The sequence below is a fragment of the Pseudoalteromonas sp. NZS127 genome (assembly GCF_015864805.1).
Classification (GTDB): Bacteria; Pseudomonadota; Gammaproteobacteria; order Enterobacterales; family Alteromonadaceae; genus Pseudoalteromonas; species Pseudoalteromonas nigrifaciens.
The window spans coordinates 1-25,310 of record NZ_JADYWN010000002.1; the positions used below are offsets into that span (position 1 = coordinate 1).

Here is a 25,310-nt window from a genome sequence, read left to right on the forward strand (position 1 = left end):
ATAGTTTACCAGGTGCAGGACCACAATTAGCGCCTCGGTTATTAGCCGCTATGGGGTCAAATCGTGACCGTTATAAGTGCGCTGCTGACATACAAAAATACGCAGGCATTGCCCCTGTTACTGAGCGCAGTGGCAAGAAGGAATGGATACACTGGCGATATTCGTGCACTAAATTTTTAAGGCAAACATTTGTCGAATGGGCAGGATTATCTGTACGTTATTCATTTTGGGCAAAAGCATATTATCGGCAGCAAGAAGCCAAAGGAAAACCCCATAATACCATCATCAGATCATTAGCATTTAAGTGGATAAGAATACTATTTAGGTGCTGGAAAACACATACGCCCTACGATGAATCAACTTACTTAATCGCATTGAAAAGTAAGGGATCACCGCTGTTAAAATTTGCGGTGGAAAGTGAGCTTTAGTGCTTGCTGTCCACCTCAGGGCGTGTTGTTAGATTTTTTTGTTCTTGTGCTGATGCTTTAAATACAGTAATTCCTAATGATGTTAACTTGTTGTCATGATTTATAATTCCTACGCTATGTAGCCCTGTCATTGCCCCTCCGTTAATTGGAAGTAAAGGGTGCATGCCATATTGTTTAGTTTGTTCATATAGTTTATCAAAAGAGAGAATTATACTTTTTGGTGGACTTAAAATAATAAAGTCTAAGCCCATATATTTAGTTATTTCTTGAACTATATGCTGCCGCCCTGGAGAAATTTCATAATATGGACTTAGCTTAATATCTTCGTATAGAGCATCAGGATTACGCTCTTTTAGTAGATAGTCAATAATTGGTTGAAGTGACATTTTAAACTCTTCACTTATACCTCCAGATTCTTTGGCCCTATCTAGAGTATTTATAGCTTTTGATAACTCACGATTAGAAACCGTTTTCTGAGCGAGTTCATTAACTTCATCGGCTTTATTAATTGCCCTCTCAATTTCAATTTGAATAATAGGTGATGGTGTAAATACTTTTGCGGATTTCTTTCGATTACATGTTGCACATGACGGTAACCAATTTCCATAGCCATTAAGGTCAAAATCACTTGGAAGACCAAAATCGTTTAAGACTGAAGACAGTTGATCTTTGTCAGCTAGTAAACTCTCTGGAATTACATGGTCAACTTGCATTGATTTAAGATCAATTGGAGATGTACACATATAACACTTCTCTCCATGTTTGACATAGATCGCTGACCTTTGAGCCGCTGTGAATGAATATTTTCCCATATTTGAATCATGCACCTTAATTTTGGCTATCTTGAAAATATAACAATTTAATAGTGCGCTCATCGCGCATATTTCTGCCGACTTAACGCTCATTTATCTACTTTATATAGTTTTAACAAATTATCTAAGGTATTACTATCACTAAGTTTTCTAAAATTTTCAGATAAATTTAAATGAACCAATATGCGCTCAAGGCTCATTTTCATGAATATGTGTGCAAAGAGCAGTTTAACCAATCAATTAACGACGATATTTAGCCAATCTCAATGAGCGCTTATCGCTCATAGCTGTAAGTCAGATATGAGCTACTTCAACTCAATAATTAATGCGCATTCCAGTATTACTTTGTTTATTAAAGTAGGTGGCTGACTTTGGCACCTTTGATTTTTCATACCTTGTAAGTCAATTTAAATAAAATCTATTTATTCGTGATTTTGCGTAATTATTGGCGCATTTTCAAACTATTAATTTCACAAGTATCAATCCTTTGGTTATGCTACTAAACATTATGAAATTTTATTGCGAAAACGCCTATGTTACCTTTACTTCGTATCTTGTTAATTGAGCAAGACCCTATCATCTTGCAAGAGCTTTCAACAAATCTGTCGAAAACGATCCCTAACTTTGAGCGAAATGATGTTCATATCGACATAATTGAATGTCTTGATTTAAAGCAAGCGTTGGAATATGTAGAGGAAGATGGTGATATTCAAGCTGTGGTTCTCAGTTGGGATGTACACAACAAGGGCGAGAGAACATATAGTCGCTTTATCGAGCAGTTAAAAGGGATCCGTATCGAGTTGCCTGTGTATGTAATCGGCGACGACACGAAAGGGTTAGAAATAGTTAACGAGTCGGGGGAAATTGAGTCTTTCTTTTTTAAAGATGAGGTGATTTCTGACCCAGAAGCTATTTTAGGTTATATGATCAACGACTTCGATGATCGAGGAGAAACCCCATTCTGGACGGCATATCGCCGTTATGTTGGCGAAGCAAACGATTCATGGCACACACCTGGCCATAGCGGCGGTTCTAGCTTTAGAAACTCCCCTTATATCAAAGATTTTTATCAGTTTTATGGCCGTAATGTATTTGTTGGCGACCTGTCGGTTTCAGTCGATTCGTTAGGTTCATTGTCAGACAGTACCAATACCATTGGCCGTGCTCAAGAATCAGCAGCGGCGACGTTTGAAGTTAAGCATACCTATTTCGTTACGAACGGTTCATCTACCTCAAATAAAATCATTTTGCAGACACTGCTACGCAAGGGCGATAAAGTAATCATCGACCGAAATTGTCATAAATCTGTGCACTATGGCATATTGCAATCAGCTAGTTTTCCCATTTATTTATCGAGTATTTTAAATCCTAAATATGGGATCTTCGCACCACCTTCGTTGGCCGACATAAAGCAGGCGATCGAGCAAAATACCGATGCAAAATTGCTGGTTCTCACTGGTTGCACTTACGATGGCCTACTTAGCGATCTGAAACAAGTGGTAGCTTTTGCCCATCAACATGGTATTAAAGTGTTTATCGACGAAGCGTGGTTTGCTTACTCCCTTTTTCATCCCAGCTTACGCTATTATTCTGCCATTCATGCTGGGGCCGACTATATCACCCATTCTGCGCATAAAGTGGTATCGGCGTTTTCTCAAGCGTCTTATATTCATATTAACGATCCAGATTTTGATGCCGATTTCTTTCGAGAAATTTACAGTATTTACGCCAGCACATCGCCGAAGTATCAACTTATAGCGTCGCTTGACGTGTGCCAAAAGCAATTAGAAATGGAAGGCTATAAGCTGCTCAATGCCTTGCTAAAACATGTGGAAGAATTTAAACAACAAATGACCTCGCTCAACCATATTAAAGTGCTTGGTAAGCAAGACTTTATGGAAATATTTCCGCATTTTAGCGGAGACAATATGGGCCATGATCCACTAAAAATTCTCATTGATATTAGTCAATTGCCTTATTCGTTAAAAGATATTCATAAATTCTTGCTGGATGAAATTGGGCTAGAAATAGAAAAATACACTCACAGCACTATCTTGGTTTTACTGACGCTTGGAGGTACGCGTTCGAAGATCATTCGTCTGTACAATGCATTAAAAAAACTCGACAGCGGTAAGGTAAAACTGTCAACATCGACGCGTCGCTCCCGCTTGCCGGAGAATTTACCTGCCATCGACCTAGCGTGTATTCCAAGCGATGCATTTTATGGCGAACGCGAATCTGTGCCTATTAGCAAAAGTAACAACCGCATTTGTGCCGGTTTAGTTACGCCATATCCACCGGGCATCCCACTGTTGGTTCCGGGGCAGCATATAACTGAAGATCATATAGAGTATCTGAAAGAGTTAGCGGGACAAGGATTGACGATTCAGGGAAGCTTCGATGGCGAGATCTATGTTCTTAAAGGCAAGGTTAAGAAGTAAAGCGTCTTTTGGTCATAGTCTTTTTACTGAGCAGCTGTGTCGCTAGGCATTGCTGCTGTATAAAGCGTTATTGAGTTAATTTTTGAATTACTATTTTAATGTTTAGCTGTATTTTATTTAACGAATAAATAGCTTAGCCATAGAAAACGGTGTTATTAGTATTAAAAGGCTCAACAGATCTGTTGAGCCTAACATAACGAGTAACTTACCTTAGCTTACTAACAAGCTATTTTTATGAGCTGTACCGATTTACACAATTTAAATCGTTAAAACATTGCTCTAGTCTTGCGGCCATATGCTGCTCTGTATGACGAAGCCATACGCGAGGGTCATAATATTTTTTATTAGGCTTGTCGTCCCCTTCTGGGTTACCAATTTGCCCTTGTAAATACGCTTGTTTGTCTTGGTAATAGTTTAAAATACCGTTCCAACACGCCCACTGCGTATCTGTATCGATATTCATTTTTACTACGCCGTATGTTAACGACTCTGCAATTTTATCGTACTCAGAGCCACTACCGCCATGAAACACAAAATTGATTGCGTTATGCTCTAAGCCAAATTGTTTTGCTACATAGGCCTGTGAGTCTTTTAATATAGTAGGAGTAAGCACAACATTACCCGGTTTATATACCCCATGAACATTGCCAAATGACGCCGCTATAATAAAGTTTGGACTAATACGACTTAAGCGCTCGTAAGCGTAAGCTACATCTTCTGGCTGGGTATAAAGCGCAGAGCTATCGAGATGAGAGTTATCCACCCCGTCTTCTTCACCACCGGTACATCCTAGTTCAATTTCTAGGGTCATGCCTATTTTTGCCATGCGCGCTAAGTAACGTTCACATATTTCAATATTTTCTTCTAAAGATTCTTCTGAAAGATCGATCATGTGCGAACTAAAAAGCGGCTTGCCAGTAAGTGCAAAATGCTGCTCGCCTTCATCTAATAAACCATCAATCCAAGGTAATAATTTTTTTGAAGCATGATCGGTATGCAGCATAACCGCTACACCATAATGCTTAGCAACAGAATGAACATACTTAGCAGCACTAACCGCGCCAAGTACAGCCCCTTGGTGTTCAGGTAGCGACAAGCCCTTACCACAAAAAAACTGCGCTCCACCATTTGAAAGTTGAATGATAACCGGTGACTTCATTGTTTGCGCGGCTTCAAGAGTTGCATTTATAGACGAGGTACTAACAACGTTAACTGCAGGTAATGCATATTGATTTGTTCGGGCATGCTTATATACCGCACTTACTTCATCGCCAACTATAACGCCGGGTTGAATAGTTGTAGCTAAATAATTCATTATAGGTTCCTTACTGTTTTAAAGCTTTTATACAAGCATCTGTAATTGCTCGCCAGTTTTGTTGCTCTACTCACCCTTTTTAGCAACGCCTGTTACGGCAAAAACTAACAGAGCAAAAAATACAGCCGATAAAAAATCAATACCATCACACAAAGATGGCGGAAAATGTTTTTGCTCATCAAAGCCGTATTTTAACGCCATAATATCACGGTATTAAAAACACCGGGCAATACTGGCACATTACAGTTAACAAGTTCGCTGAGTGATTTTGGTTACGTAGCAGTTATACCTATTAAATCGGTACCCACTGCACATACTTGCTCTAGTATAGCTGTATTTATGACTGTACCTGTACCTACTTTACGCTTCGGCTGGTGTTTTTATTGCTTTTAATACCTCAACTAAGCTTGCGCCTTAGTAGAAACAGAGCAATTAGATTGCTGCACGCTAAATAAATCCCATAGTGAAATTGTTTAAGAGGTTGTGCAACCTAGATGTATTGCAAATCTATATGAAAACCATAGAATGTGCATCAAGACTTACTACTGTTATATTTTCTGGCCTGCGCTGAATACGCAATTATATTTTGAGTCTCAAATTGCAGTGTTTTACTCTGTGTATGGCCAAAGTAGCTGCTAAGCAAACATGCGATATATTATAAAAATGAGTTTCAGCTTACTTTTATAATAAGCGCTATTTTGCGCAGTCTTCGTCATGTTGTAACAGTATTTTTTAAATTTAAAGACAATCCAAGGGTGCTTAAATGCGTTTATTACACACTATGTTACGTGTTGCTGATTTAGAAAAATCAATCGAATTTTATACCAAAGTACTTGGGATGAAAGAGTTACGCCGTGCAGATAACGAAGAATATCGTTATACCTTAGCCTTTGTTGGTTACGGAGACGAAAAAGACAATACGGTATTAGAGCTAACCTATAACTGGGATCAAGACAGTTACGACTTAGGCAATGCTTATGGCCATATAGCCATTGAATTTGATGATATTTACCAAACCTGCGCCGATATTAAAGCAGCCGGTGGTAATGTGAGTCGTGAGCCTGGCCCGGTAAAAGGTGGTACTACTGAAATTGCTTTTGTAAAAGACCCCGATGGCTATGCAATTGAGCTTATTCAGAAAAAAGAAGATATGAGTCGTTTTTAAATTTGTATTAAAGCAAGTAGGTTTAAATTAAAAAGGTGCTTTTAGCACCTTTTTTAGCGCAATTGACTGTCTTTACTGCCTCGGCGATTAAAAGCCCCTACTGTTGCGCTCTTGCCTTCAATTGCTTGCTGGCATGCAACACAATAACGAACACCGGGTAACGCCAATCTACGCGCTTGAGGGATCGCAGCATCACATTCTTCGCACAACTCAGCACTTGAGCCTGAAGCCAAATTACTGCGAGCGTACTGAACAGCATCGTTAACACTTGCGTCTATTTGATCTTGAACTGCACCTTCTCGTGCCCATCCACTTGCCATATATAACCTCCTAATGAGTTGGACGTTTATACTTATAATAGCTATTAACAGCTTTATTGGCACTGAATAGAACAAAAAAGCCGCTTGTAGCGGCTTTTTGTTTTTAATCGATTAATTTTAACAGTTATAAACTGTAATCAATCACCTGCATGCCTAACTTTTCAAGCTCAGGGCGCAAGGTTTTGGCATCACCAACAACTAAATAAATCATCTCTTTAGTGTTTAAATGTTTTTTAGCTAAGGCGTTAACTTCTTCTTTGCTAATATTACTAACAATTTCATTTCTTTCTTTTACAAAGCTAGGTTTTAAATCAAACTCTAATATTTGTGCTAAAAAGCCAAGTTTTGCATTAGGTGTTTCGTATTTAAGCGCATCTTTTTGGTTAATAGCTTTGCGCATAAACATAAGCTCTTGGTCTGTTACACCATTTTGAGCGTAGTTATTAAGCTCGTTGGTAAACTCTGTAATAGACGCAGCAGTAGAATCTGCTCTCACCGCTGCAGAGGCTGTAAAGCCACCTGATGTTTTATCACCCCAAAAATGAGAGCGAGCACCATAAGTGTAGCCTTTATCTTCGCGTAAATTTAGATTGATACGGCTGTTAAACGTGCCACCCAATGCAAAGTTCATTAAGTTAGCTTTAAAAAACTCACCGGTAATATCTTCAACCATGCCACGCTTACCAATACGAATTTCTGATTGCGGTGCGCCAGGCTTATCAACTAAATAAATTACATTTGTTTGTACTTTTGGCTCAGCAAAATTTAAATCAACGCTTGAAGCTTTGCCCTGCCAGTTTGTAAGGGCAGCTTTAATTTTAGGTTCAATTGTTGATTCTTTTAAATCAGAAACAATAATAACTTGGGCACCCTGCGGTTTAAAGTTTGCATTATAAAAAGCTTTAACATCATCGAGCGTAATGGCTTCTATACTTTCAACAGTACCGCTACTTGGTAGTGAAGCTATGTTATTTCCGTATAGTAATTTGCTATACGTATTAGAGGCTAAATAACCTGCATCTTTCATTGAATGTTGGATGTTTTGAATGCTTTGCTTTTTATTACGCTCAAAGTCATCTGCATTAAATGCCGGTTTAAATAACTTTTCTTCTACAAGCTTTAATGTTGCATCTAGATTTTTAGTTAAGCTAGAAACATATACATTTGTATGTGTTTTATCAGCGTATATGCTTACTTGACTACCCAACTTTTCAAGCGCGTTACTCATTTGCTCTGTGGTGTAGTTTTGCGTAGCCTCACTCATTAGCGATGCAGTCATTGACGATAAACCCACTTTACTCGCTTGTTCATTATACAAGCCACCCGGAACTTTAATAAAAATAGCAGTCGTTGGCGTCTCTGTACTTTGAGTACCTAATATTTTAATACCGTTTGCAGTATTAGCTTGCCAAAGTGCAGGAACATCCACAGCAGGATTTGCACCGGCCTCTGGATGAACACTTCGATCAAATGTATCAACTGCTCTTCGTGCCACTAAATCATCAGCTGAAGTGGTCGATGGCCCTCCAAAATCATGCGCTTTAGGAGTAAAGTTGTCTGGGGCAGCTATAAGTTGAGTCTGCCCTTCTGGCACAACACTCATAATAACGGCAGATTTACCTTTGATATATTGATTAAAAACACGCATAACATCAGCTTTTGTAACTTTGTTATAACGTGCAATCTCATCTTTAGCTGAGTTTGGGTTACCTGTAAACGTTTCTGACGCGGCAAGTTGAGAGACTTTTCCTGATACGCTTTGCAGACCAAAAATTGCACCCGATTCTATTTTAGCTTTTACTTTATCTAAATCATCTTGTGTAACACCACGCTCTTCAAATTCAACAAATGAATCACGAATAATTTTTTCCATATCAGCTAACGTTTTTCCTGCTGTAGGATTAGGTAAAGCATAAAGACTAATTGAGCATGCTAACTCTTGGCATGGATGATTTGCACTTGCTTGAACAGCAAGCTGGTTTTTAACTAGGTTTTTGTATAGTAATGAATTGTTCCCCCCACCTAATATTTCTGCAAGTATATCCAGTGGTGCTTCATCTTCAGAGCGAGCGTAAGTCGTTGGAAAACTCATACTTAATAAAGGTAAGTGAACCTTATCTTCCATTGAAATATATCTATCAGCATTTAGTGTTACCGCTGTTTTTTCTACTTTAGGTATTGCAGTGCCTTTTGGAATTGGCGCAAAGTATTTAGTAACCAGTGGTAGTATTTCATTAGCGTTGATGTCGCCACCAATGGTAAGCGTTGCATTATTAGGACCATACCACTTTAAAAAGAATGCTTTTAAGTCATTCACATTTACACGGTTAAGGTCATCCATAAAACCAATTACAGGCCAAGAATACGGATGCCCATCTGGATACATTGCTTGAGCAACACGCTCACCTAAACGACCATAAGGGCGATTATCAACGCGTTGGCCGCGCTCATTTTTTACTGTTTCGCGTTGTACTTCAAATTTTTCTTGGGTTACAGCATCTAGTAAAAAGCCCATTCGATCAGCTTCTAGCCACAACATTTTTTCTAATTGATTTACAGGTACGGTTTCAAAATAATTTGTTCTATCTGAGTTAGTTGTACCATTTAAAGTACCGCCTGCTTCAGATATTATTTTAAAATGTTCCTCATCAGCAACGTTTTCTGAGCCTTGAAACATCATATGCTCAAAAAAGTGAGCAAAGCCTGACTTACCCAACTCTTCGCGAGCAGAACCAACGTGGTATGTTACATCAACGTGTACTAAGGGATCTGAATGATCCTCATGCACAATTACAGTTAAACCGTTATCTAGTTTATATTTTTTATACGGTATGTTGATTTCACCTGCGTTTGATTTCACTGATTCAATAAGTGTAACGCCTGGGATTGATGCTTCTGTAATAATCTTTTTATCAACAGCTTGAGTTGAGCTATTACATGCAGCTAACCCTGATGCAAGTAAAACAGCAAGTGCGATTTTTGTGAGTTTCATTTTTTAGTCCATATTTAAATTAACTCAATGAGTTTAAAGACTAATTAAAAGTACAACAAGGAATATGAAACAATTGTAAGATTGGTTTTGTAACGAAGTGTAAATAGATAGATATAAAAATGAAGTGTGAAATGAGGGTATAAATTTGTAGTTTTATTCTTATAACACTGCACTAGCTTATTAAATAAATTAAGCGGCATTTACAAGATATAATTGTTCTTGATAACGTCATGAATAGAACGTCTGGTATCACACTGCTTTATACAATACTTAAAATAAGTAAGTGGCGTCCCCAAGGGGATTCGAACCCCTGTTACCGCCGTGAAAGGGCGGTGTCCTAGGCCTCTAGACGATGGGGACGCAGAAATTGGTTTGCAAATCATTGATTTGCTATTTCTGTGTAAGATGAGACCGAGCCTGTGAGGCGAATGGCATTATCTTCTCAGAAACATTTTCTGTGTCACTAGGACAACTGAATAGTTTAACTCGATTCAGACGAGCTTTTAATAACACTACCCTACTATAAATAGTAAGTGGCGTCCCCAAGGGGATTCGAACCCCTGTTACCGCCGTGAAAGGGCGGTGTCCTAGGCCTCTAGACGATGGGGACGCAGAAATTGGTTTGCAAATCATTGATTTGCTATTTCTGTGTAAGATGAGACCGAGCCTGTGAGGCGAATGGCATTATCTTCTCAGAAACATTTTCTGTGTCACTAGGACAACTGAATTTTTAGACTCGTTTCAGGCGAGCTTTCTCAATAACACTGCACTGACTATTAAATAGTAAGTGGCGTCCCCAAGGGGATTCGAACCCCTGTTACCGCCGTGAAAGGGCGGTGTCCTAGGCCTCTAGACGATGGGGACGCAGAAATTGGTTTGCAAATCATTGATTTGCTATTTCTGTGTAAGATGAGACCGAGCCTGTGAGGCGAATGGCATTATCTTCTCAGAAACATTTTCTGTGTCACTAGGACAACTGAATTTTTAGACTCGTTTCAGGCGAGCTTTCTTAATAACACTGCACTGACTATTAAATAGTAAGTGGCGTCCCCAAGGGGATTCGAACCCCTGTTACCGCCGTGAAAGGGCGGTGTCCTAGGCCTCTAGACGATGGGGACGCAGAAATTGGTTTGCAAATCATTGATTTGCTATTTCTGTGTAAGATGAGACCGAGCCTGTGAGGCGAATGGCATTATCTTCTCAGAAACATTTTCTGTGTCACTAGGACAACTGAATTTTTAGACTCGTTTCAGGCGAGCTTTCTTAATAACACTGCATTGACTATTAAATAGTAAGTGGCGTCCCCAAGGGGATTCGAACCCCTGTTACCGCCGTGAAAGGGCGGTGTCCTAGGCCTCTAGACGATGGGGACGCAGAAATTGGTTTGCAAATCATTGATTTGCTATTTCTGTGTAAGATGAGACCGAGCCTGTGAGGCGAATGGCATTATCTTCTCAGAAACATTTTCTGTGTCACTAGGACAACTGAATTTTTAGACTCGTTTCAGGCGAGCTTTTAATAACACTACCCTACTATAGATAGTAAGTGGCGTCCCCAAGGGGATTCGAACCCCTGTTACCGCCGTGAAAGGGCGGTGTCCTAGGCCTCTAGACGATGGGGACACATAAATGTATCACTAGGACAATTGATTAGTTTAACTCACATCCTGAGTTTTAAGGTAATTGCGCTTAATACAAGTAAAGACTCGAGCTTTAATTGTGACGCTATTTTCTCGGTAAAACCGCCTTTAACTAATTAAAGCTAAATGGCGTCCCCAAGGGGATTCGAACCCCTGTTACCGCCGTGAAAGGGCGGTGTCCTAGGCCTCTAGACGATGGGGACACAGAAAACTGCTACCCTAGGACAAACACTAATAAGTTGGTGGAGCTATGCGGGATCGAACCGCAGACCTCTTCACTGCCAGCGAAGCGCTCTCCCAGCTGAGCTATAGCCCCAACTTATTTACACACGCTGTGATAAACACGTCGTGTATTGCTTAGTGCGGGGCGCATTCTATGCACCACCCAAAATAAAGTCAACAGTTTTTTGTTCTGCTTTATTTAAATGGTTTATTTTTCAACAAACTGGCTACCAAGCAGGCTAAAAAGGGCAATTTACAGTAAATTAGCCCCTTGAGTGTATTATAAATTATGGCTGGATGATTAGATAACCCCTGCTCTGCTTGTTTTAATTTTTATTGAGCATAGAAAAGGTATACATTTATATGCAAATTCAACTTGGCATATTTAGTTCATCGTTCAATGACGTATCCTTACTTTATGCCTTGGCATAATAACCACTTTACGCACTATTAGATCGCATTGATTTTTTGCGGATTAAAATTGGTTTAATTTAAAGGGGATTTAATCACGGCGTAAATTTATAACTTAAGTGATTACTTTATATAAGCTGCACTTTATGATCAATAAACACACCACAGCAACTAAGTTAAAATAGATTGGCTTATTACTTTCTTGATTTTCGATATTAACTATCTAAGCCTAAACAGATAATACGGCGTTTATTTAAACACTAAGCATTGATTTGTCGATAAAACAAACTCCAAACATTACTTGTTGTTTATAAAACCCCCACTCAGCACATTTTTATCATTCAAGTGTTGACACATTTACAACTCTATCTATAATAGCGCCCCACAACAACGCAGCATTGTATTGTTGTTTAGATGTGGGTGATTAGCTCAGTTGGGAGAGCATCGCCCTTACAAGGCGAGGGTCACTGGTTCAAGTCCAGTATCACCCACCACTTTTTATAAGTGTTCACATCTAAATTTCTATATGAGTAATTAGCTCAGTTAGAAAAAGAGAGCATCTCCGCTACTAATAAGCAACGGCGAAGTTCACTGGTTAAAGTCCAGTACTATTTATTTTAATAGTAGCGTTTTAATTTATATGTGGGTGATTAGCTCAGTTGGGAGAGCATCGCCCTTACAAGGCGAGGGTCACTGGTTCAAGTCCAGTATCACCCACCACATATAAAACCTATGATTATATAATAGTCTCGTTTTAAAATTGTAATATGGGTCGTTAGCTCAGTTGGGAGAGCATCGCCCTTACAAGGCGAGGGTCACTGGTTCAAGTCCAGTACGACCCACCATTTTTAAAATGGTGTATATTACAAAAATCTAAGTGGGTAATTAGCTCAGTTAGAAAAAAGAGAGCATCGCCGCTATTTACAAGTAAAGGCAGTGTTCACTGGTTAAAATCCAGTACTATTTATTTTAATAGTAGCGTTTTAATTTATATGTGGGTGATTAGCTCAGTTGGGAGAGCATCGCCCTTACAAGGCGAGGGTCACTGGTTCAAGTCCAGTATCACCCACCACATATAAAACCTATGATTATATAATAGTCTCGTTTTAAAATTGTAATATGGGTCGTTAGCTCAGTTGGGAGAGCATCGCCCTTACAAGGCGAGGGTCACTGGTTCAAGTCCAGTACGACCCACCATTTTTAAAATGGTGTATATTACAAAAATCTAAGTGGGTAATTAGCTCAGTTAGAAAAAAGAGAGCATCGCCGCTATTTACAAGTAAAGGCAGTGTTCACTGGTTAAAATCCAGTACTATTTATTTTAATAGTAGCGTTTTAATTTATATGTGGGTGATTAGCTCAGTTGGGAGAGCATCGCCCTTACAAGGCGAGGGTCACTGGTTCAAGTCCAGTATCACCCACCACATATAAAACCTATGATTATATAATAGTCGCGTTTTAAAATTTTAATATGGGTCGTTAGCTCAGTTACAAAAAGAGAGCATCACCGCTACTTACAAGTAATGGCGAAGTTCACTGGTTAAAGTCCAGTACTATCTGTATAGGTAGTAGCATGTAATATGGGTCGTTAGCTCAGTTGGGAGAGCATCGCCCTTACAAGGCGAGGGTCACTGGTTCAAGTCCAGTACGACCCACCATTTTTAAAATGGTGTATATTACAAAAATCTAAATGGGTGATTCGCTCAGTTAGAAAAAAGAGAGCATCGCCGCTATTTACAAGTAAAGGCAGTGTTCACTGGTTAAAGTCCAGTGTTAACTATCACCCTTGATAGTTAATAATGTAATTTGGGTGATTAGCTCAGTTGGGAGAGCATCGCCCTTACAAGGCGAGGGTCACTGGTTCAAGTCCAGTATCACCCACCAAATTACAGTTTAAATGTTTAAAGCATTTAATTAAGCGTTATACCTATTTTATATGTGGGTGATTAGCTCAGTTGGGAGAGCATCGCCCTTACAAGGCGAGGGTCACTGGTTCAAGTCCAGTATCACCCACCACATATAAACACTTCTTAATATCTCCATTAAATACTAAAATAATATAAAAGTCCTTTTGGGTAATTAGCTCAGTTGAAAGAAAAAGAGCATCGCCGCCCTTTATAACGAATGGCGAGGGCCGCAGGTATCAAGCTAAGTATTAACCACCACATATAAACACTTCTTAGTATCTCGTAATATCTCTATCAAATACTTAAATAATATATATGTTCTTTTGGGCAATTAGCTCAATTGAAAGAAAAAGAGCATCGCCGCCCTTTATAACGAATGGCGAGGGTCGCAGGTATCAAGTCCAGTATCACCCACCACATATAAACATTTCTTAATATCTCCATAAAATACTTCTTGGTATACCTTAATATCTCCATCAAATACTTAAATAATATATATGTCCTTTTGGGCAATTAGCTCAGTTGAAAAAAAAGAGCATCGCCGCCCTTTATAACGAATGGCGAGGGTCGCAGGTATCAAACTAAGTATCACCCACCACATATAAACATTTCTTAATATCTCCATAAAATACTTCTTGGTATACCTTAATATCTCCATCAAATACTTAAATAATATATATGTCCTTTTGGGCAATTAGCTCAGTTGAAAAAAAAGAGCATCGCCGCCCTTTATAACGAATGGCGAGGGTCGCAGGTATCAAGCTAAGTATTACCCACCACATATGAACATTTCTTAATATCTCCATAAAATACTAAAATAATATATAAGTCCTTTTGGGCAATTAGCTCAATTGAAAGAAAAAGAGCATCGCCGCCCTTTATAACGAATGGCAAGGGTCGCAGGTATCAAGCTAAGTATTACCCACCTCATATAAGCCTGTGAATGCATATTAAGTACTTAATAAAGTTGAGTAATAACCTAAATTCCCTTGTAAGCAGCTAAACTGTTGATTATAGTCTGTGTTAAACGTAATCACTGTTAAGCCAAATGCCAACAAAGATCTATTCAACAGCCAAAATACTTATAGTGGAGGAGCAACCGCTCGCCCAAAGCTATATGAAACAATCGCTAGAAAAGCTTGGCTTTGGACAGTTACGATTTGCAGATCATGCTAACTCGGCAAAAGAGCAGTGTATAAACGAGCAATTTGATTTAATTGTATGCTCATTCAATCTAAATAAGCATCAAGATGGTTATCAGCTTTATGAGGAATTGCGAATAAAGCAGTTAATTAAAAGCTCCACTGGGTTATTTTTATTTCTGCAGAAACAAGTGGCTCGCTTGTACATAGTGTTCTTGAATTACAACCCGATGATTTTTTGGTTAAACCATTTACAGCACAAGAGCTTAAAATACGTATAGAGCGTATTTTAAAACGTAAACGTGATTTACAAACAGTTTACAATTTTATTGATGACGGTAATGATTCCAAAGCACTTAAGTACATAAGTGCAGCATTAAATAAAAACAACAACTACAGCCCTATTTTACTGCGATTAAAAGGTGATGCCCTACTACGCCTTAATCGTAACCAAGAGGCCAAAGACTTTTTTAAGTCGGTACTCGATATCCAAAAATTTGCATGGGCTAAAGTAGGTTTAGTAGAAGCACTGATAGAAAATAATGAACATATTTTAGCCCAGCGCATGCTTAAAACCATGTTAGAGCGCAACGAAACTCGTTTAATCGCGCTTGATTTATTAGGTCGTTTAGAAATAAAACTTAATCAATTTGAGCTCGCACAAGAGTTTTTAAGCCAGGCTGCGGATATTGCTCCTCTTAATATTATGCGTCAAAAGTCTTTGAGTAATGTATCGTTAATTAATCACGATTATGAAAAGAGCTATTTAACCCAAAAAGATATTGCAAGCTATGCAAAATACTCAATTCACGATAGCCCAGATATTTATTTAAATGCGGCGCGTGCCGGTATCGACTTTGCGCTAACCACAGATCAAACGGATCAAATACAACGAATTTCTCGCCAAACTAATCAATATATTAATGATTTAAAAAAGCAGTTTCCTAATAATGTAAACCAGGCGCAAATCGATGTATTAAACGCACGCCTACACTACTTAAAAGATGAACACCAAAAAGCTAAGCGACTAATAGAGCAGCTTGATGAAGATGATACACAAATTCGCTCTGTAGACGGCGCACTCGATAAAGCAAAAGCATTTCACGAACTAGGCTTTCATCAAAAAGCTCAAAATTTATTTGCCCAAATAATTACGCATTGTCAGCGTCATCCAAGTGTAAGCGACACAACCTATTTACGTTATATTCAACAACAGCAAAGCGAGCGTCGTGATATTAAAATGGGGCCTAAAGAGTTAAACAACCATGCTGTGAATCAATTTAATAGAGGGCAATTAAATACGGCGCTAGAAGCGTTTACTCAAGCATTTAGGGTAATGCCTCGTAATCAGAGTATCGCACTTAACTTATTGCAATGTTTGTTTGATTCGACCAAACAACAAGGGGGTGATTCGTTTAATATGGGGCTTGCTAAAAAATGCTACGCCTTACTGAGCAAAGCTAAACTACCTGCAGATCAGGCGCAGCGTTTAAATAAAATTTTGCATAAAGCAAAAGATATGCAGCTAGATATTCAAGCCGACTAAACGCGTTAAAGCTTTTTCATTGACGCGGCATTAACGCAGTATCGCAGGCCAGTCGGTAATGGGCCATCAGGAAACACATGACCTAAGTGCGCATCGCACACATTACATACTGCTTCAATACGCTGCATCCCATGAGTGTTATCACTAATATAGGCAACAGCTTCTATTGTTGCGGGTTTTGTAAACGAAGGCCAACCCGTACCGCTATCAAACTTTTCATCTGCGTCAAACAATAAGTTATCGCAACATATACATACATACTTGCCTGGCTCTAACAATGTGCAGCTACCGGAGCTGTGCGGTCGCTCAGTGCCTTTTTTACGAGTAACGTAATAGGTATCTTCAGATAATAACTCTTGCCACTGAGCGTCGGTTTTAATAACCTTTTTCGGCGGCGTTGGATTGCCATTATTGGCAAAATTAATAACATCATTCCACTTCAACATAACAGCCTCTTTAAATGCTTGATTGGTTAATTATTACGTTATTACATTTGCTTAAGATCAACTTAATCAAATGTAATACTTCGTCTTTCTGAATTAGTCAGTATCTGCTGTAAAAAAGCATCTAGCTCTACTTTTGACGCAGGTAAACTAATACTAAATTGCGTTTGCTGGTAGCTGTGTACTAGCAGTTCATTATTGCGGGTTGAAAGGTGCTTAATATTTTTAATTGCTAACCACTGCGGGCCAGATTTTTTATCAAAAAATCCCGCTAAGCTAAACAATACTAAATGTTTTGCATCGCGCTTAATAAAATCATTAACTTGGTTTCGTGTTTTAAACAGTGGGGTTAATCGGTAACAACAAGAGCAAAAAACAAATACCCATAAGACAAATAAAAATATAAACCAAGGCTGCTCTGTAAGCTTTGTAGTTAGCATTAGCACACTAAGCGCCACACCTATAAACAGCACCACCACCGCTATTTTTTTATTTATAGCGTCCACTTTTAATCCTTATTAAGGCGTTTTTCTGCTGCGGCTTTTTCGGTAGGCTCAGGCCAATCATTAAAAAACACTGTTAAATAACGACTTTTAGCTAAGTACCACAGCACCCATAATACAACCACCATTTGAATCGCTAAAAATAACGAAAAATGATAATAGCTATGAGCCGCTTGAATACTTAACCAAGTTAAGTCTATTACCGCACACAAAATAAGAGGCCAGCGCATATAACGCCAAATCTTAGCTAAGCGTTCACTACTTTTATGAGACTCGCGGGGTCGACGCAAACAAAATAAAATAATTGGTACTATGGCTATAGCGCCAATGGCAATAGCAATAAAAAAATCGTTTTTAGATTTAAAAAATATCGACATCAAATCCAATTCTGGGCGTCGGCTTAACCCTGCCACTATCCAAATAAAGTAAGCTCGTAACAATACCAGCACACTTAAATGAAAGGCGATGGGTGTACGGTAACTGCCGTACTTATCCCAGTACTCTGGGCCATAGCGGCTCATAATTGATTTTTCCTATCGGCAATAGTGCCCAATATAAAAAATGCTGCTAACAAGGTAACACCTAACCACTTAGTGCCAAAAAACAATAACGCCTTAATCAGTAGCGGGCTAAGCCACACAACCACAAAACCAAATCCAAAGGCGGTGATCAATACAAAGCACAGCACTCTTACTATAAAATGACGACGTGCAACCAGCCCTTTGGTTAGCTTTATAATATCGCCTGCGTATAAAGACACTAAGCACACCATTATCAGCATAGATAAATTATATAAATAACTATGCAGCCACTGCCCTACGTTAATTAAAAGTGAATTTAATATATTTAATAAATCAGCCATTATGTTGCTCTAATAAATTAATTAAATCTTCTTCTGTCAGTACATCTATACCTAAGTCTTGTGCCTTAGTTAGTTTAGAGCCGGCCTTTTCGCCTGCTACTAACGCATCGGTTTTAGCCGACACACTACCCGACACTTTAGCACCTAACTGTTGCAAACGTGCTTTGGCGTCATTACGGTTTAATGTGTTTAAGGTACCGGTAAGCACATAAACAAGGCCAGCTAATGGCTGCTCTTGCGCTGAAGGTGGAGTAAGTTCAGGCCAATTAATACCTTGCTCTACCAGCGCATTTACAACATCTAAATTATGCTGTTCGGCAAAAAAGCTACGTACATGGGTTGCTACTATTTCGCCCACATCACTTACTTGAGTTAAACTATCAATGCTGGCATTTATTACGTTTTCAAGGGTTAAGAAATGATTAGCTAAATTTTGTGTGGTTGCCTCACCCGCTTCACGAATACCCAATGAGTATAAAAACTTAGCCAAAGTTGTTGCTTTAGCGTCTTGAAGCGCAGTAACCAAATTTTTAGCCGACTTTGGCCCCATACGCTCAAGCGATTCAAAATGTCCTTGCTTTAAAATAAACAAATCTGCAGGGGTTTTAATCAGCTCTCTGTCGACGAGTTGGTCAACAATTTTATCGCCAAGGCCGTCAATATCGAGTGCTTTGCGCGAAGCAAAGTGTTTAATCGCTTGTTTACGTTGCGCCGGGCACACTAAACCACCAGTACAACGCGCTACGGCTTCATCTTCTACTTTTTCTACATGGGAGTCACAAATAGGGCAAGTTACCGGAAACTCAATATCGCGGGCATCATCAGGGCGGCGCTCAAGTACTACTTGCGTTATTTGTGGAATTACGTCCCCTGCACGGCGAATAATTACCGTGTCACCCACTTTTACGCCTAAGCGCGCTATTTCATCGCCATTGTGCAAGGTAGCGTTTGATACAGTAACACCACCAACAAATACCGGCTCTAAGCGTGCAACGGGTGTAATTGCTCCCGTACGCCCCACCTGAAACTCTACATCGAGTAATTTGGTTATTTCTTCTTGGGCCGGAAACTTATAAGCAATAGCCCAACGCGGAGCGCGTGCTACAAAGCCTAAACGCTCTTGTAAGGCTTTTTGATTTATTTTTATTACCACGCCATCTATTTCATATTTAAGCTCGCCACGGCGCGCTAAAATATCAGTATAATAAGCCAGTGCAGCTTGTGGGCCTTCTACTAATTTTGTTTCAGGGCAAAGTGGTAACCCCCAATCAGTCAATTTTTCTAATTGCTGATAATGATCCTCTGCAATGCTACCGTCGGCTACAAGACCTGTGCTGTAGGCATAAAACATCAGTGGGCGTTTAGCCGTAATTTTAGAGTCAAGCTGGCGCAGGCTACCTGCGGCGGCGTTGCGTGGGTTTACAAATACTTTTTCACCACGTTTTTCAGCTTCAATGTTAAACTTTTCAAAGCCTGCATTATCCATAAACACTTCGCCGCGCACTTCTAGTTCAGCAGGATAATCGCTACCTCGTAATTTAAGTGGCACATTACGAATTGTTTTAACGTTTTGAGTTACATTTTCTCCCGTCAACCCATCACCTCGGGTCGCGGCTTGCACTAGTACGCCATCACGATAAATAATCGACACAGCTAAGCCATCTAGTTTTGGCTCACAACAAAAAGTAAGCTCTTCGGTACTCATTAAACGCTCTTTTATACGGCGATTAAAGGCAATAAACTCATCTTCGCTAAAGGCGTTATCAAGCGATAACATAGGCACTTGGTGCGCTACTTGCTCAAATTTACTTAGCGCAGCACCGCCCACTTTTTGGGTTGGTGAGTCGGCAGTTATTAATTCTGGGTGCTGAGTTTCTAGTGCGCTGAGTTGTTGTAATAAACGGTCGTATTCAGCATCAGGAATACTGGGGGTATCAAGTACATAATAATTGTAACTGTGCTGTTCAAGCGTACTACGAAGATGGTTTATTTGCTCACTAATGCTGCTTGCCATTTTGACCTCAAAAAACATAAAAAAAGCCACTTTGACGAGTCAACGCCCAGTGGCTTATAAAAATTTAACCTATTGCGTTAATTACGCAGAAAATGCACGTACCTGTTCAACATATTGACGAACGCGATCTACGGTCATTTCTTCACGCTGCGCATCTAAAATTTGCGCACCAAATTCGTCGCTAAGCTTTTTAGCTGCACTGTGCAGCATATTAAATGCTGCTAAGCCATCACCTTCACACGGTAAGGTCATAAATAAGCTAACGCCTGCGGTACTAAATTGTTCCATATTATCAATATCGAAGGTACCTGGGTTATACATATTTACTAGTCTAAATAATACCGGGCCCTGGCCTGCTGGATCTAAATGACGATTAAAAAAGCCTTCCTCTGAGTATTTAAACCCTAAGGTGTTTACCGCGGGCAATAATTTACTGCCTTGCATGCTCATTCCATCTGGCATTTGAATATGCACAATCACAAAGTCTGAAACCTCTGCAGGCTCTTCGCTTGGCTCAAGGTCATGCTCTGCCTCAATTACACTAAGGTCATCTTCAATTGGCACTTCTGGCACGCTAGTATCTATTTGCGGCTCGTTGGCATCAAAATTTAGTTCACCAAATTGTGGTTCTTCTTGCTCAAAGGCAACGCTCTGTGCGGGCTCTGCACTTGGCGAATGAGAGTGAGCTGTGTGTTGTGGTTCGACCCGCTCGTTAGCAGGTATTTCTGGGTTGTCTTTTTTTCGCACTGACCATAAACCGTGTACTAATAAGCCACCTATGACAAATACACTGATCACGATTAAAACCCATCTTAATTCTTCGGCCATCCCCTCACCTTTTTTATTTTATATGCCTAAACCTGTGTATTAGTTAAAACCTAATACGTTTAATTTAACTATGCCTGTGCAAGTTGCACAGCTTGTTCAATATCTACTGCCACTACGCGCGACACACCTGGCTCAGCCATGGTAACACCTGTTAATCTACCAGCCATTTCCATCGCAATTTTATTATGACTAATATAAATAAACTGCACCGATTGTGACATTTCTTCAACCAAACGGCAAAAACGTACCACGTTGGCATCATCTAGCGGTGCATCTACTTCATCCAGCATACAGAATGGAGCTGGATTGAGCCTGAATATAGAAAACACTAATGATAATGCGCTCAGCGCTTTTTCTCCACCACTTAACAAATGAATTGTTGAATTTTTTTTACCTGGTGGTCGTGCCATTATACTAACACCACTTTCGAGTAAATCGTCACTGGTTAATTCTAAATAAGCACTTCCACCACCAAAAACCTTTGGAAATAGCTTTGCAAAGTCTTGGTTAACTTGATCAAAGGTCGCTTTAAAGCGAGTTTTGGTTTCTATATCAATTTTACGAATAGCCCCTTCTAGGGTACTCAGCGCTTTTGTTAAGTCATCTAATTGATTATCAAGATATTCGCTGCGCGCTTTGGCTTGATCAAACTCATCAATAGCGGCTAAATTTACCGCCCCTAAGCGCTCCAACTGATTAACAATATCTGCGAGTTTATTTTGTGCTGTGCTTATAATGAGTGTTTCTGGTAACTCATCAAGCACCTGCTTTAGGTTTTGCTTTAACTCTTCTAGCGGTTCAAGCGCCAACTGTGCTTTTATTAATAAACTTTGCTCTTCTATGCTTAATTTTTGATGCTGCTCTTGTAGCGCCACCAGCTCACCTTGTGAACTTTTAAGACTCGCTTGCTTCGTGCTTAAGCTCTCTTTTGCTTGGTTTAATTTATTTTGTAATGTGTTTAAGTTTTTCTCGCCTTGCGCATGCTGTTTAAGTAACTGGGCTATTTTTTCAAGTAGTTCTTGCTCGGGTATTAGCAGCTGGGTTAATTGATCGTGTAATTCTTTTGCACCCTGCTCTGCACTTAAATGCGCTTGCTCTGCATGGCTTAGTTTAGCTTGGCTTAATTGCCACTCGCTACGTGACTGTTGCTCTGCAAGCGTTGCTTGATGAGCTTGCGTTTTATATTGCTCAAGCCTAGCTAATACTTGGCTATAATTTGTATCACTGTGGGTGCGCTTGTTATTTGCAGTAGCAAGATCACTGCTTAAACTTAACTGTTGCTGCTTAAGTGTTTCAAACTGCACTGTTTGATCTTTAAGCACCCCTTTTATTTGTGCTAACTGCATAACTAATTGCTGTTGTTGCGTTTGGTACTGTTGCAATTGCTGCTGGTACTGCGCTACTTGCTCTTTTAACATATCGTTGCGCGTACTCGCTACGGCAATATTTTGAGCCAGCTGATGTATGGTTTCTTTAAGTTCACTTTGCTGCGTACTAAGCTCACTTTGCAGTGCTTTTTGCTGCTCAAGTACTTGGGCTGCGAGTTGTAACTCACCCTCTACATTTTTTAGCTGCGCTGTTTTAAGCTGCAATTGCTTGTGCTTTACCAGTAATGAGTTTTCAGCATTTCGATCTGAGCTTATATGCCAGTTCCGACCATGCAAAGCGGCGGTTTCATCCATTACAGCAATATAAAAATTATCCTCTAATGCTTTAAGTTCACCGCTTTTACTATAAGCAATACGGCTCAATACTTCAGGGTAAACCCCCTGAGTTATAAATGCCGCTAAGCTATTTTTTACATTTGCCTGATTGCTTTTTGTTGATTCGTTATGCCACACACTATTATTTGCCGACTGCTCACTTACATTTAAATGCTCAAGCGATTTAAGTGCCTGTTCAATACAGTGCTCAAACCCGTCTTTAACCTTTAATTGGTTAAATAAGGTGTTGTGGTGCTCGCTCTCATTATCTAGCCCTAATGTACTGCTTAGTCCTGCGATACTGGCTTTTAGCTCGTTAGCTTGCTGGCTAAGTTGCTTATATTGCTGCTCGGCATTGTTTAACTGCGAACTTTGCTCTAAAAGCAGCATTTGGCCTTTACTGTGCGCCGTTTGCTTAGTTGCTAATTCTTGAGTAAGCACTTGCCTTTGTTGTTTTTGAGAAGCTAACTGCTGTTCAACATCGCTACTTTTTAGGTGTGTAATTTGCTTATTTAACTGCTCACTTTGTTCATTAACGTGTTTGCTTTGCTGCTGAGTTTGCTCAATATTATTTGCTTGCATCTGCAACTTATTATTAAGTTGCTGCAGTTGCTCGCTAAGCGATTGCCAATCCTCAGTGTGTTGCTGCTTTAGCTCTAAAGCACTCTCAAGCTCTTGGCTTAACTCACTTACTTGCTCGTTGCGCATTAAGTTGTTTTCTATTGCCTGCTGCAAAGCGTGTTCTAGTTGTTCGCACACTGTTTGCTGCTGCGTTTTAAGCTCTAAACTATGCGTTTGGCGCTGCTGTAGTTTAATCTGATTTTGTTTAAGCGTTTGAATTTGTTGCTTTATGCTTATTTGTTGTTGCTCAGATCGCGTAAGCTCAGTGTGTATTACATGTTGTTGCTGTTGCGCATCACTTACGCTTTCTTGCGAGGCTTGTACTTGGGTTTCTAAGCTTGCAAGTACGTCGTCGTGACCAGAATGAGCCGTTTTAAAAAACGTAACTTGCTCATTTAATTTATTTATTTGTTGGCTTTTTTCGAGTTGTTGTTGGTGTAGTTTTTGCCATTTTAAAACGGCAATTTGCCCTTTTAACGTTCGCTCTTGCGCTTTTAACTCGCGGTATTTTTTAGCATCAACCGACTGCACCGCTAACTTAGTAAGTTGACTTTGTAACTCTTTGCGTACATCGAGTAAGCGCTCTAAGTTTTCACGGGTGCTTTTTATTCGAGTTTGCGTTTCGCGGCGGCGCTCTTTGTATTTAGATACCCCGGCGGCTTCTTCTAAAAACACCCTAAGTTCTTGCGGTTTACTCTCTATTAAGCGCGAGATCATGCCTTGCTCAATAATTGCGTAACTACGTGGGCCAAGGCCTGTGCCCAAAAATATATCGGTAATATCGCGTTTGCGGCATTTACTGCCATTTAAAAAATACAACGACTGACCATCGCGAGTAACTAAACGCTTTATAGCAATTTGATTACGATCGGCAAAGGTATTAGGAAAGTCGCCTTTGTCGTTATCAAAAGTAAGCTCTACCGAGGCCTGCGAAATAGCTTTACGATTAGTTGAGCCATTAAAAATAACATCGGCCATGGCGTCGCCACGTAAATTTTTAGCCGAGCTTTCGCCAAGCACCCAGCGCACTGCATCAATAACATTAGACTTGCCGCAGCCATTAGGGCCTACAACACAGGTCATTTGATCAGGAAATGGAATTTTAGTTGGCTCTACAAACGATTTAAAGCCTGCCAATTTTATAGTGCTTAAGCGCATCTTTTTGTTATTACCGAATATTATTGGTTATAAACATTAACCTTGCTTTAGTTTTAAGCTTGGCGTTTAAAATTATCTAAAATAATACCGGTTGCCATAGCCACGTTCAGCGACTCAGCCTGACCAAAAGCCGGTATGGTTATTTTATCAGTTACTAATTTGGCACACGCTTCGCGTATACCGTGCGACTCACTGCCCATTAATAACACGCCTGAACCTGTAAATTGGGTGTTGTGCACATTTTCCCCGTCTAAAAAGGCACCATAAATTGGTAATTTTAATGTGGCTAAATGCGCAGGTAAATCGACTTGGCTTACCGACACTCTTACAAACGAACCCATAGTGGCACTAATTGTTTTAGGGTTGTATGCATCGGCGCTATCTGTACTGGTTACAATATGTTTAATACCGTACCAATCAGCAACTCTAATAATAGTGCCTAAATTGCCCGGATCAGATACGCCATCAAGTGCTAATATTAAGCCACTGGTTTGTAATTGTGCTGCTTGTGGCATATTTACAATAGCAATGGCGGCATTGTTACTAACCAGCGTACTTGCTTTTGTTAGCAGCTCTTCCTCGGCGCAAATAAAATTAATACCCAGATACTGTGCTTGATAGGTATTTATAAATGCCTCGGTAGCAAATATATCAACCGCCTTTAATGGGCTGTTTAATAACTCAAGTACGTTTTTTTCACCTTGTACAAGGTATTGATTAAATTGCTTGCGGTACTTTTTTTGGCCAAGTTGGCGAATAAGTTTGAGTTGGTTTTTTGAAATCATAACAGCCCCATAAAATGATGCGCACAGTATAGCAGATCTCATACCTACTTCTG

16 protein-coding genes, 17 tRNA genes and 1 pseudogene are annotated in these 25,310 nt (G+C 39.7%); 13 read left to right on the plus strand and 21 right to left on the minus strand.

Annotated features, from left to right (window positions below):
* Positions 1-428, plus strand: a 428-nt coding sequence (locus I6E78_RS01775; RefSeq protein ID WP_197181847.1) for a transposase, incomplete at its 5' end; no start/stop codon positions are given.
* Here I6E78_RS01775 and I6E78_RS01780 read toward each other — a convergent pair.
* Positions 425-1,333 carry an HNH endonuclease gene (locus I6E78_RS01780; RefSeq protein ID WP_197181848.1) on the minus strand — a complete coding sequence of 303 codons (909 nt, stop codon included), beginning with the start codon at positions 1,331-1,333 and terminating at the stop codon, positions 425-427. The two genes, I6E78_RS01775 and I6E78_RS01780, sit on opposite strands and share 4 nt — an antisense overlap.
* Before the next feature lie 440 nt (positions 1,334-1,773).
* Here I6E78_RS01780 and I6E78_RS01785 point away from each other — a divergent pair, with 440 nt between their 5' ends.
* Positions 1,774-3,681 carry an aminotransferase class V-fold PLP-dependent enzyme gene (locus I6E78_RS01785; RefSeq protein WP_011327780.1) on the plus strand — a complete coding sequence of 636 codons (1,908 nt, stop codon included), beginning with the start codon at positions 1,774-1,776 and terminating at the stop codon, positions 3,679-3,681.
* Between the two features lie 232 nt (positions 3,682-3,913).
* Here I6E78_RS01785 and fbaA read toward each other — a convergent pair whose 3' ends face one another.
* Positions 3,914-4,996, minus strand: coding sequence for a class II fructose-bisphosphate aldolase (fbaA, locus tag I6E78_RS01790; RefSeq protein ID WP_011327779.1), 1,083 nt, complete (start codon positions 4,994-4,996; stop codon positions 3,914-3,916).
* Between the two features lie 66 nt (positions 4,997-5,062).
* Positions 5,063-5,197 (minus strand): hypothetical protein, encoded by a 135-nt coding sequence (locus I6E78_RS18815; protein WP_011327778.1) that lies wholly within the window; start codon positions 5,195-5,197, stop codon positions 5,063-5,065.
* 562 nt (positions 5,198-5,759) lie between these two features.
* Here I6E78_RS18815 and gloA point away from each other — a divergent pair.
* Positions 5,760-6,161, plus strand: a complete 402-nt coding sequence (gloA, locus tag I6E78_RS01795; RefSeq protein ID WP_086998883.1) for a lactoylglutathione lyase — start codon at positions 5,760-5,762, stop codon at positions 6,159-6,161.
* Between the two features lie 53 nt (positions 6,162-6,214).
* Here gloA and I6E78_RS01800 read toward each other — a convergent pair whose 3' ends face one another.
* The 10 genes from I6E78_RS01800 to I6E78_RS01845 all read right to left on the minus strand — a co-directional run bounded on the left by I6E78_RS01800 (position 6,215) and on the right by I6E78_RS01845 (position 11,428).
* On the minus strand, positions 6,215-6,481 hold the full coding sequence (locus I6E78_RS01800) for a DksA/TraR family C4-type zinc finger protein (protein WP_089367986.1): 267 nt from the start codon (positions 6,479-6,481) through the stop codon (positions 6,215-6,217).
* A 124-nt stretch (positions 6,482-6,605) separates the two neighbouring features.
* On the minus strand, positions 6,606-9,473 hold the full coding sequence (locus I6E78_RS01805) for a M16 family metallopeptidase (RefSeq protein WP_197181849.1): 2,868 nt from the start codon (positions 9,471-9,473) through the stop codon (positions 6,606-6,608).
* Between the two features lie 284 nt (positions 9,474-9,757).
* Positions 9,758-9,833: transfer RNA gene (locus I6E78_RS01810), tRNA-Glu, on the minus strand.
* A gap of 174 nt (positions 9,834-10,007) precedes the next feature.
* Positions 10,008-10,083 (minus strand) — tRNA-Glu (locus tag I6E78_RS01815).
* Positions 10,084-10,261: 178 nt separating this feature from the next.
* Positions 10,262-10,337: transfer RNA gene (locus I6E78_RS01820), tRNA-Glu, on the minus strand.
* 178 nt (positions 10,338-10,515) lie between these two features.
* A tRNA-Glu gene (locus I6E78_RS01825) sits at positions 10,516-10,591 on the minus strand.
* Between the two features lie 178 nt (positions 10,592-10,769).
* Positions 10,770-10,845, minus strand: a tRNA-Glu gene (locus I6E78_RS01830).
* A 174-nt stretch (positions 10,846-11,019) separates the two neighbouring features.
* Positions 11,020-11,095: transfer RNA gene (locus I6E78_RS01835), tRNA-Glu, on the minus strand.
* Between the two features lie 144 nt (positions 11,096-11,239).
* Positions 11,240-11,315, minus strand: a tRNA-Glu gene (locus I6E78_RS01840).
* Positions 11,316-11,352: 37 nt separating this feature from the next.
* Positions 11,353-11,428 (minus strand) — tRNA-Ala (locus I6E78_RS01845).
* A 735-nt stretch (positions 11,429-12,163) separates the two neighbouring features.
* On the opposite strand from I6E78_RS01845, the gene I6E78_RS01850 reads away from it, so the two are divergent.
* From I6E78_RS01850 to I6E78_RS01895, 10 genes and pseudogenes are all read left to right on the plus strand, one after another.
* Positions 12,164-12,239: transfer RNA gene (locus I6E78_RS01850), tRNA-Val, on the plus strand.
* A 150-nt stretch (positions 12,240-12,389) separates the two neighbouring features.
* A tRNA-Val gene (locus I6E78_RS01855) sits at positions 12,390-12,465 on the plus strand.
* 49 nt (positions 12,466-12,514) lie between these two features.
* A tRNA-Val gene (locus I6E78_RS01860) sits at positions 12,515-12,590 on the plus strand.
* 151 nt (positions 12,591-12,741) lie between these two features.
* Positions 12,742-12,817 (plus strand) — tRNA-Val (locus I6E78_RS01865).
* 49 nt (positions 12,818-12,866) lie between these two features.
* A tRNA-Val gene (locus I6E78_RS01870) sits at positions 12,867-12,942 on the plus strand.
* 151 nt (positions 12,943-13,093) lie between these two features.
* Positions 13,094-13,169: transfer RNA gene (locus I6E78_RS01875), tRNA-Val, on the plus strand.
* Between the two features lie 158 nt (positions 13,170-13,327).
* Positions 13,328-13,403 (plus strand) — tRNA-Val (locus I6E78_RS01880).
* Positions 13,404-13,553: 150 nt separating this feature from the next.
* Positions 13,554-13,629 (plus strand) — tRNA-Val (locus I6E78_RS01885).
* Between the two features lie 56 nt (positions 13,630-13,685).
* Positions 13,686-13,761, plus strand: a tRNA-Val gene (locus I6E78_RS01890).
* 939 nt (positions 13,762-14,700) lie between these two features.
* A pseudogene (locus tag I6E78_RS01895) lies at positions 14,701-16,340 on the plus strand (response regulator).
* Between the two features lie 5 nt (positions 16,341-16,345).
* Here I6E78_RS01895 and msrB read toward each other — a convergent pair.
* The 8 genes from msrB to I6E78_RS01935 form a co-directional block, all read right to left on the minus strand.
* The gene (gene msrB, locus I6E78_RS01900; RefSeq protein WP_086997997.1) at positions 16,346-16,786 is read right to left on the minus strand and encodes a peptide-methionine (R)-S-oxide reductase MsrB; all 441 of its coding nucleotides are present in this window, start codon (positions 16,784-16,786) and stop codon (positions 16,346-16,348) included.
* A 62-nt stretch (positions 16,787-16,848) separates the two neighbouring features.
* On the minus strand, positions 16,849-17,289 hold the full coding sequence (locus tag I6E78_RS01905) for a hypothetical protein (protein ID WP_011327772.1): 441 nt from the start codon (positions 17,287-17,289) through the stop codon (positions 16,849-16,851).
* Positions 17,290-17,291: 2 nt separating this feature from the next.
* A complete protein-coding gene (locus I6E78_RS01910) occupies positions 17,292-17,807 on the minus strand; it encodes a DUF2919 domain-containing protein (RefSeq protein WP_011327771.1) in 516 nt (171 codons plus the stop codon).
* The gene (locus tag I6E78_RS01915) at positions 17,804-18,148 is read right to left on the minus strand and encodes a DUF3392 domain-containing protein (protein ID WP_011327770.1); all 345 of its coding nucleotides are present in this window, start codon (positions 18,146-18,148) and stop codon (positions 17,804-17,806) included. The genes I6E78_RS01910 and I6E78_RS01915 overlap by 4 nt, the downstream gene beginning before the upstream one ends.
* Positions 18,141-20,162, minus strand: coding sequence for an NAD-dependent DNA ligase LigA (gene ligA, locus I6E78_RS01920; RefSeq protein ID WP_197181936.1), 2,022 nt, complete (start codon positions 20,160-20,162; stop codon positions 18,141-18,143). Before ligA ends, I6E78_RS01915 begins: the two co-directional genes overlap by 8 nt.
* Before the next feature lie 81 nt (positions 20,163-20,243).
* Positions 20,244-20,990, minus strand: coding sequence for a cell division protein ZipA (zipA, locus tag I6E78_RS01925; protein ID WP_179808210.1), 747 nt, complete (start codon positions 20,988-20,990; stop codon positions 20,244-20,246).
* A 68-nt stretch (positions 20,991-21,058) separates the two neighbouring features.
* Complete coding sequence (gene smc, locus I6E78_RS01930; protein ID WP_197181850.1) at positions 21,059-24,472, minus strand: chromosome segregation protein SMC; 3,414 nt, start codon at positions 24,470-24,472, stop codon at positions 21,059-21,061.
* A gap of 53 nt (positions 24,473-24,525) precedes the next feature.
* A complete protein-coding gene (locus I6E78_RS01935) occupies positions 24,526-25,257 on the minus strand; it encodes an RNA methyltransferase (RefSeq protein WP_041454384.1) in 732 nt (243 codons plus the stop codon).
* Positions 25,258-25,310 lie beyond the last annotated feature (53 nt).

What these genes read in the sequence shown, in the direction of transcription:
- msrB (WP_086997997.1), bottom strand. Translation starts at nt 16,786, where the DNA reads ATGTTGAAGTGGAATGATGTTATTAATTTTGCCAATAATGGCAATCCA.
- I6E78_RS01805 (WP_197181849.1), bottom strand. Translation starts at nt 9,473, where the DNA reads ATGAAACTCACAAAAATCGCACTTGCTGTTTTACTTGCATCAGGGTTA.
- I6E78_RS01780 (WP_197181848.1), bottom strand. Translation starts at nt 1,333, where the DNA reads ATGAGCGTTAAGTCGGCAGAAATATGCGCGATGAGCGCACTATTAAAT.
- I6E78_RS18815 (WP_011327778.1), bottom strand. Translation starts at nt 5,197, where the DNA reads ATGGCGTTAAAATACGGCTTTGATGAGCAAAAACATTTTCCGCCATCT.
- gloA (WP_086998883.1), top strand. Translation starts at nt 5,760, where the DNA reads ATGCGTTTATTACACACTATGTTACGTGTTGCTGATTTAGAAAAATCA.
- fbaA (WP_011327779.1), bottom strand. Translation starts at nt 4,996, where the DNA reads ATGAATTATTTAGCTACAACTATTCAACCCGGCGTTATAGTTGGCGAT.
- I6E78_RS01915 (WP_011327770.1), bottom strand. Translation starts at nt 18,148, where the DNA reads ATGGCTGATTTATTAAATATATTAAATTCACTTTTAATTAACGTAGGG.
- I6E78_RS01935 (WP_041454384.1), bottom strand. Translation starts at nt 25,257, where the DNA reads ATGATTTCAAAAAACCAACTCAAACTTATTCGCCAACTTGGCCAAAAA.
- smc (WP_197181850.1), bottom strand. Translation starts at nt 24,472, where the DNA reads ATGCGCTTAAGCACTATAAAATTGGCAGGCTTTAAATCGTTTGTAGAG.
- zipA (WP_179808210.1), bottom strand. Translation starts at nt 20,990, where the DNA reads ATGGCCGAAGAATTAAGATGGGTTTTAATCGTGATCAGTGTATTTGTC.
- I6E78_RS01910 (WP_011327771.1), bottom strand. Translation starts at nt 17,807, where the DNA reads ATGAGCCGCTATGGCCCAGAGTACTGGGATAAGTACGGCAGTTACCGT.
- I6E78_RS01785 (WP_011327780.1), top strand. Translation starts at nt 1,774, where the DNA reads ATGTTACCTTTACTTCGTATCTTGTTAATTGAGCAAGACCCTATCATC.
- ligA (WP_197181936.1), bottom strand. Translation starts at nt 20,162, where the DNA reads ATGGCAAGCAGCATTAGTGAGCAAATAAACCATCTTCGTAGTACGCTT.
- I6E78_RS01800 (WP_089367986.1), bottom strand. Translation starts at nt 6,481, where the DNA reads ATGGCAAGTGGATGGGCACGAGAAGGTGCAGTTCAAGATCAAATAGAC.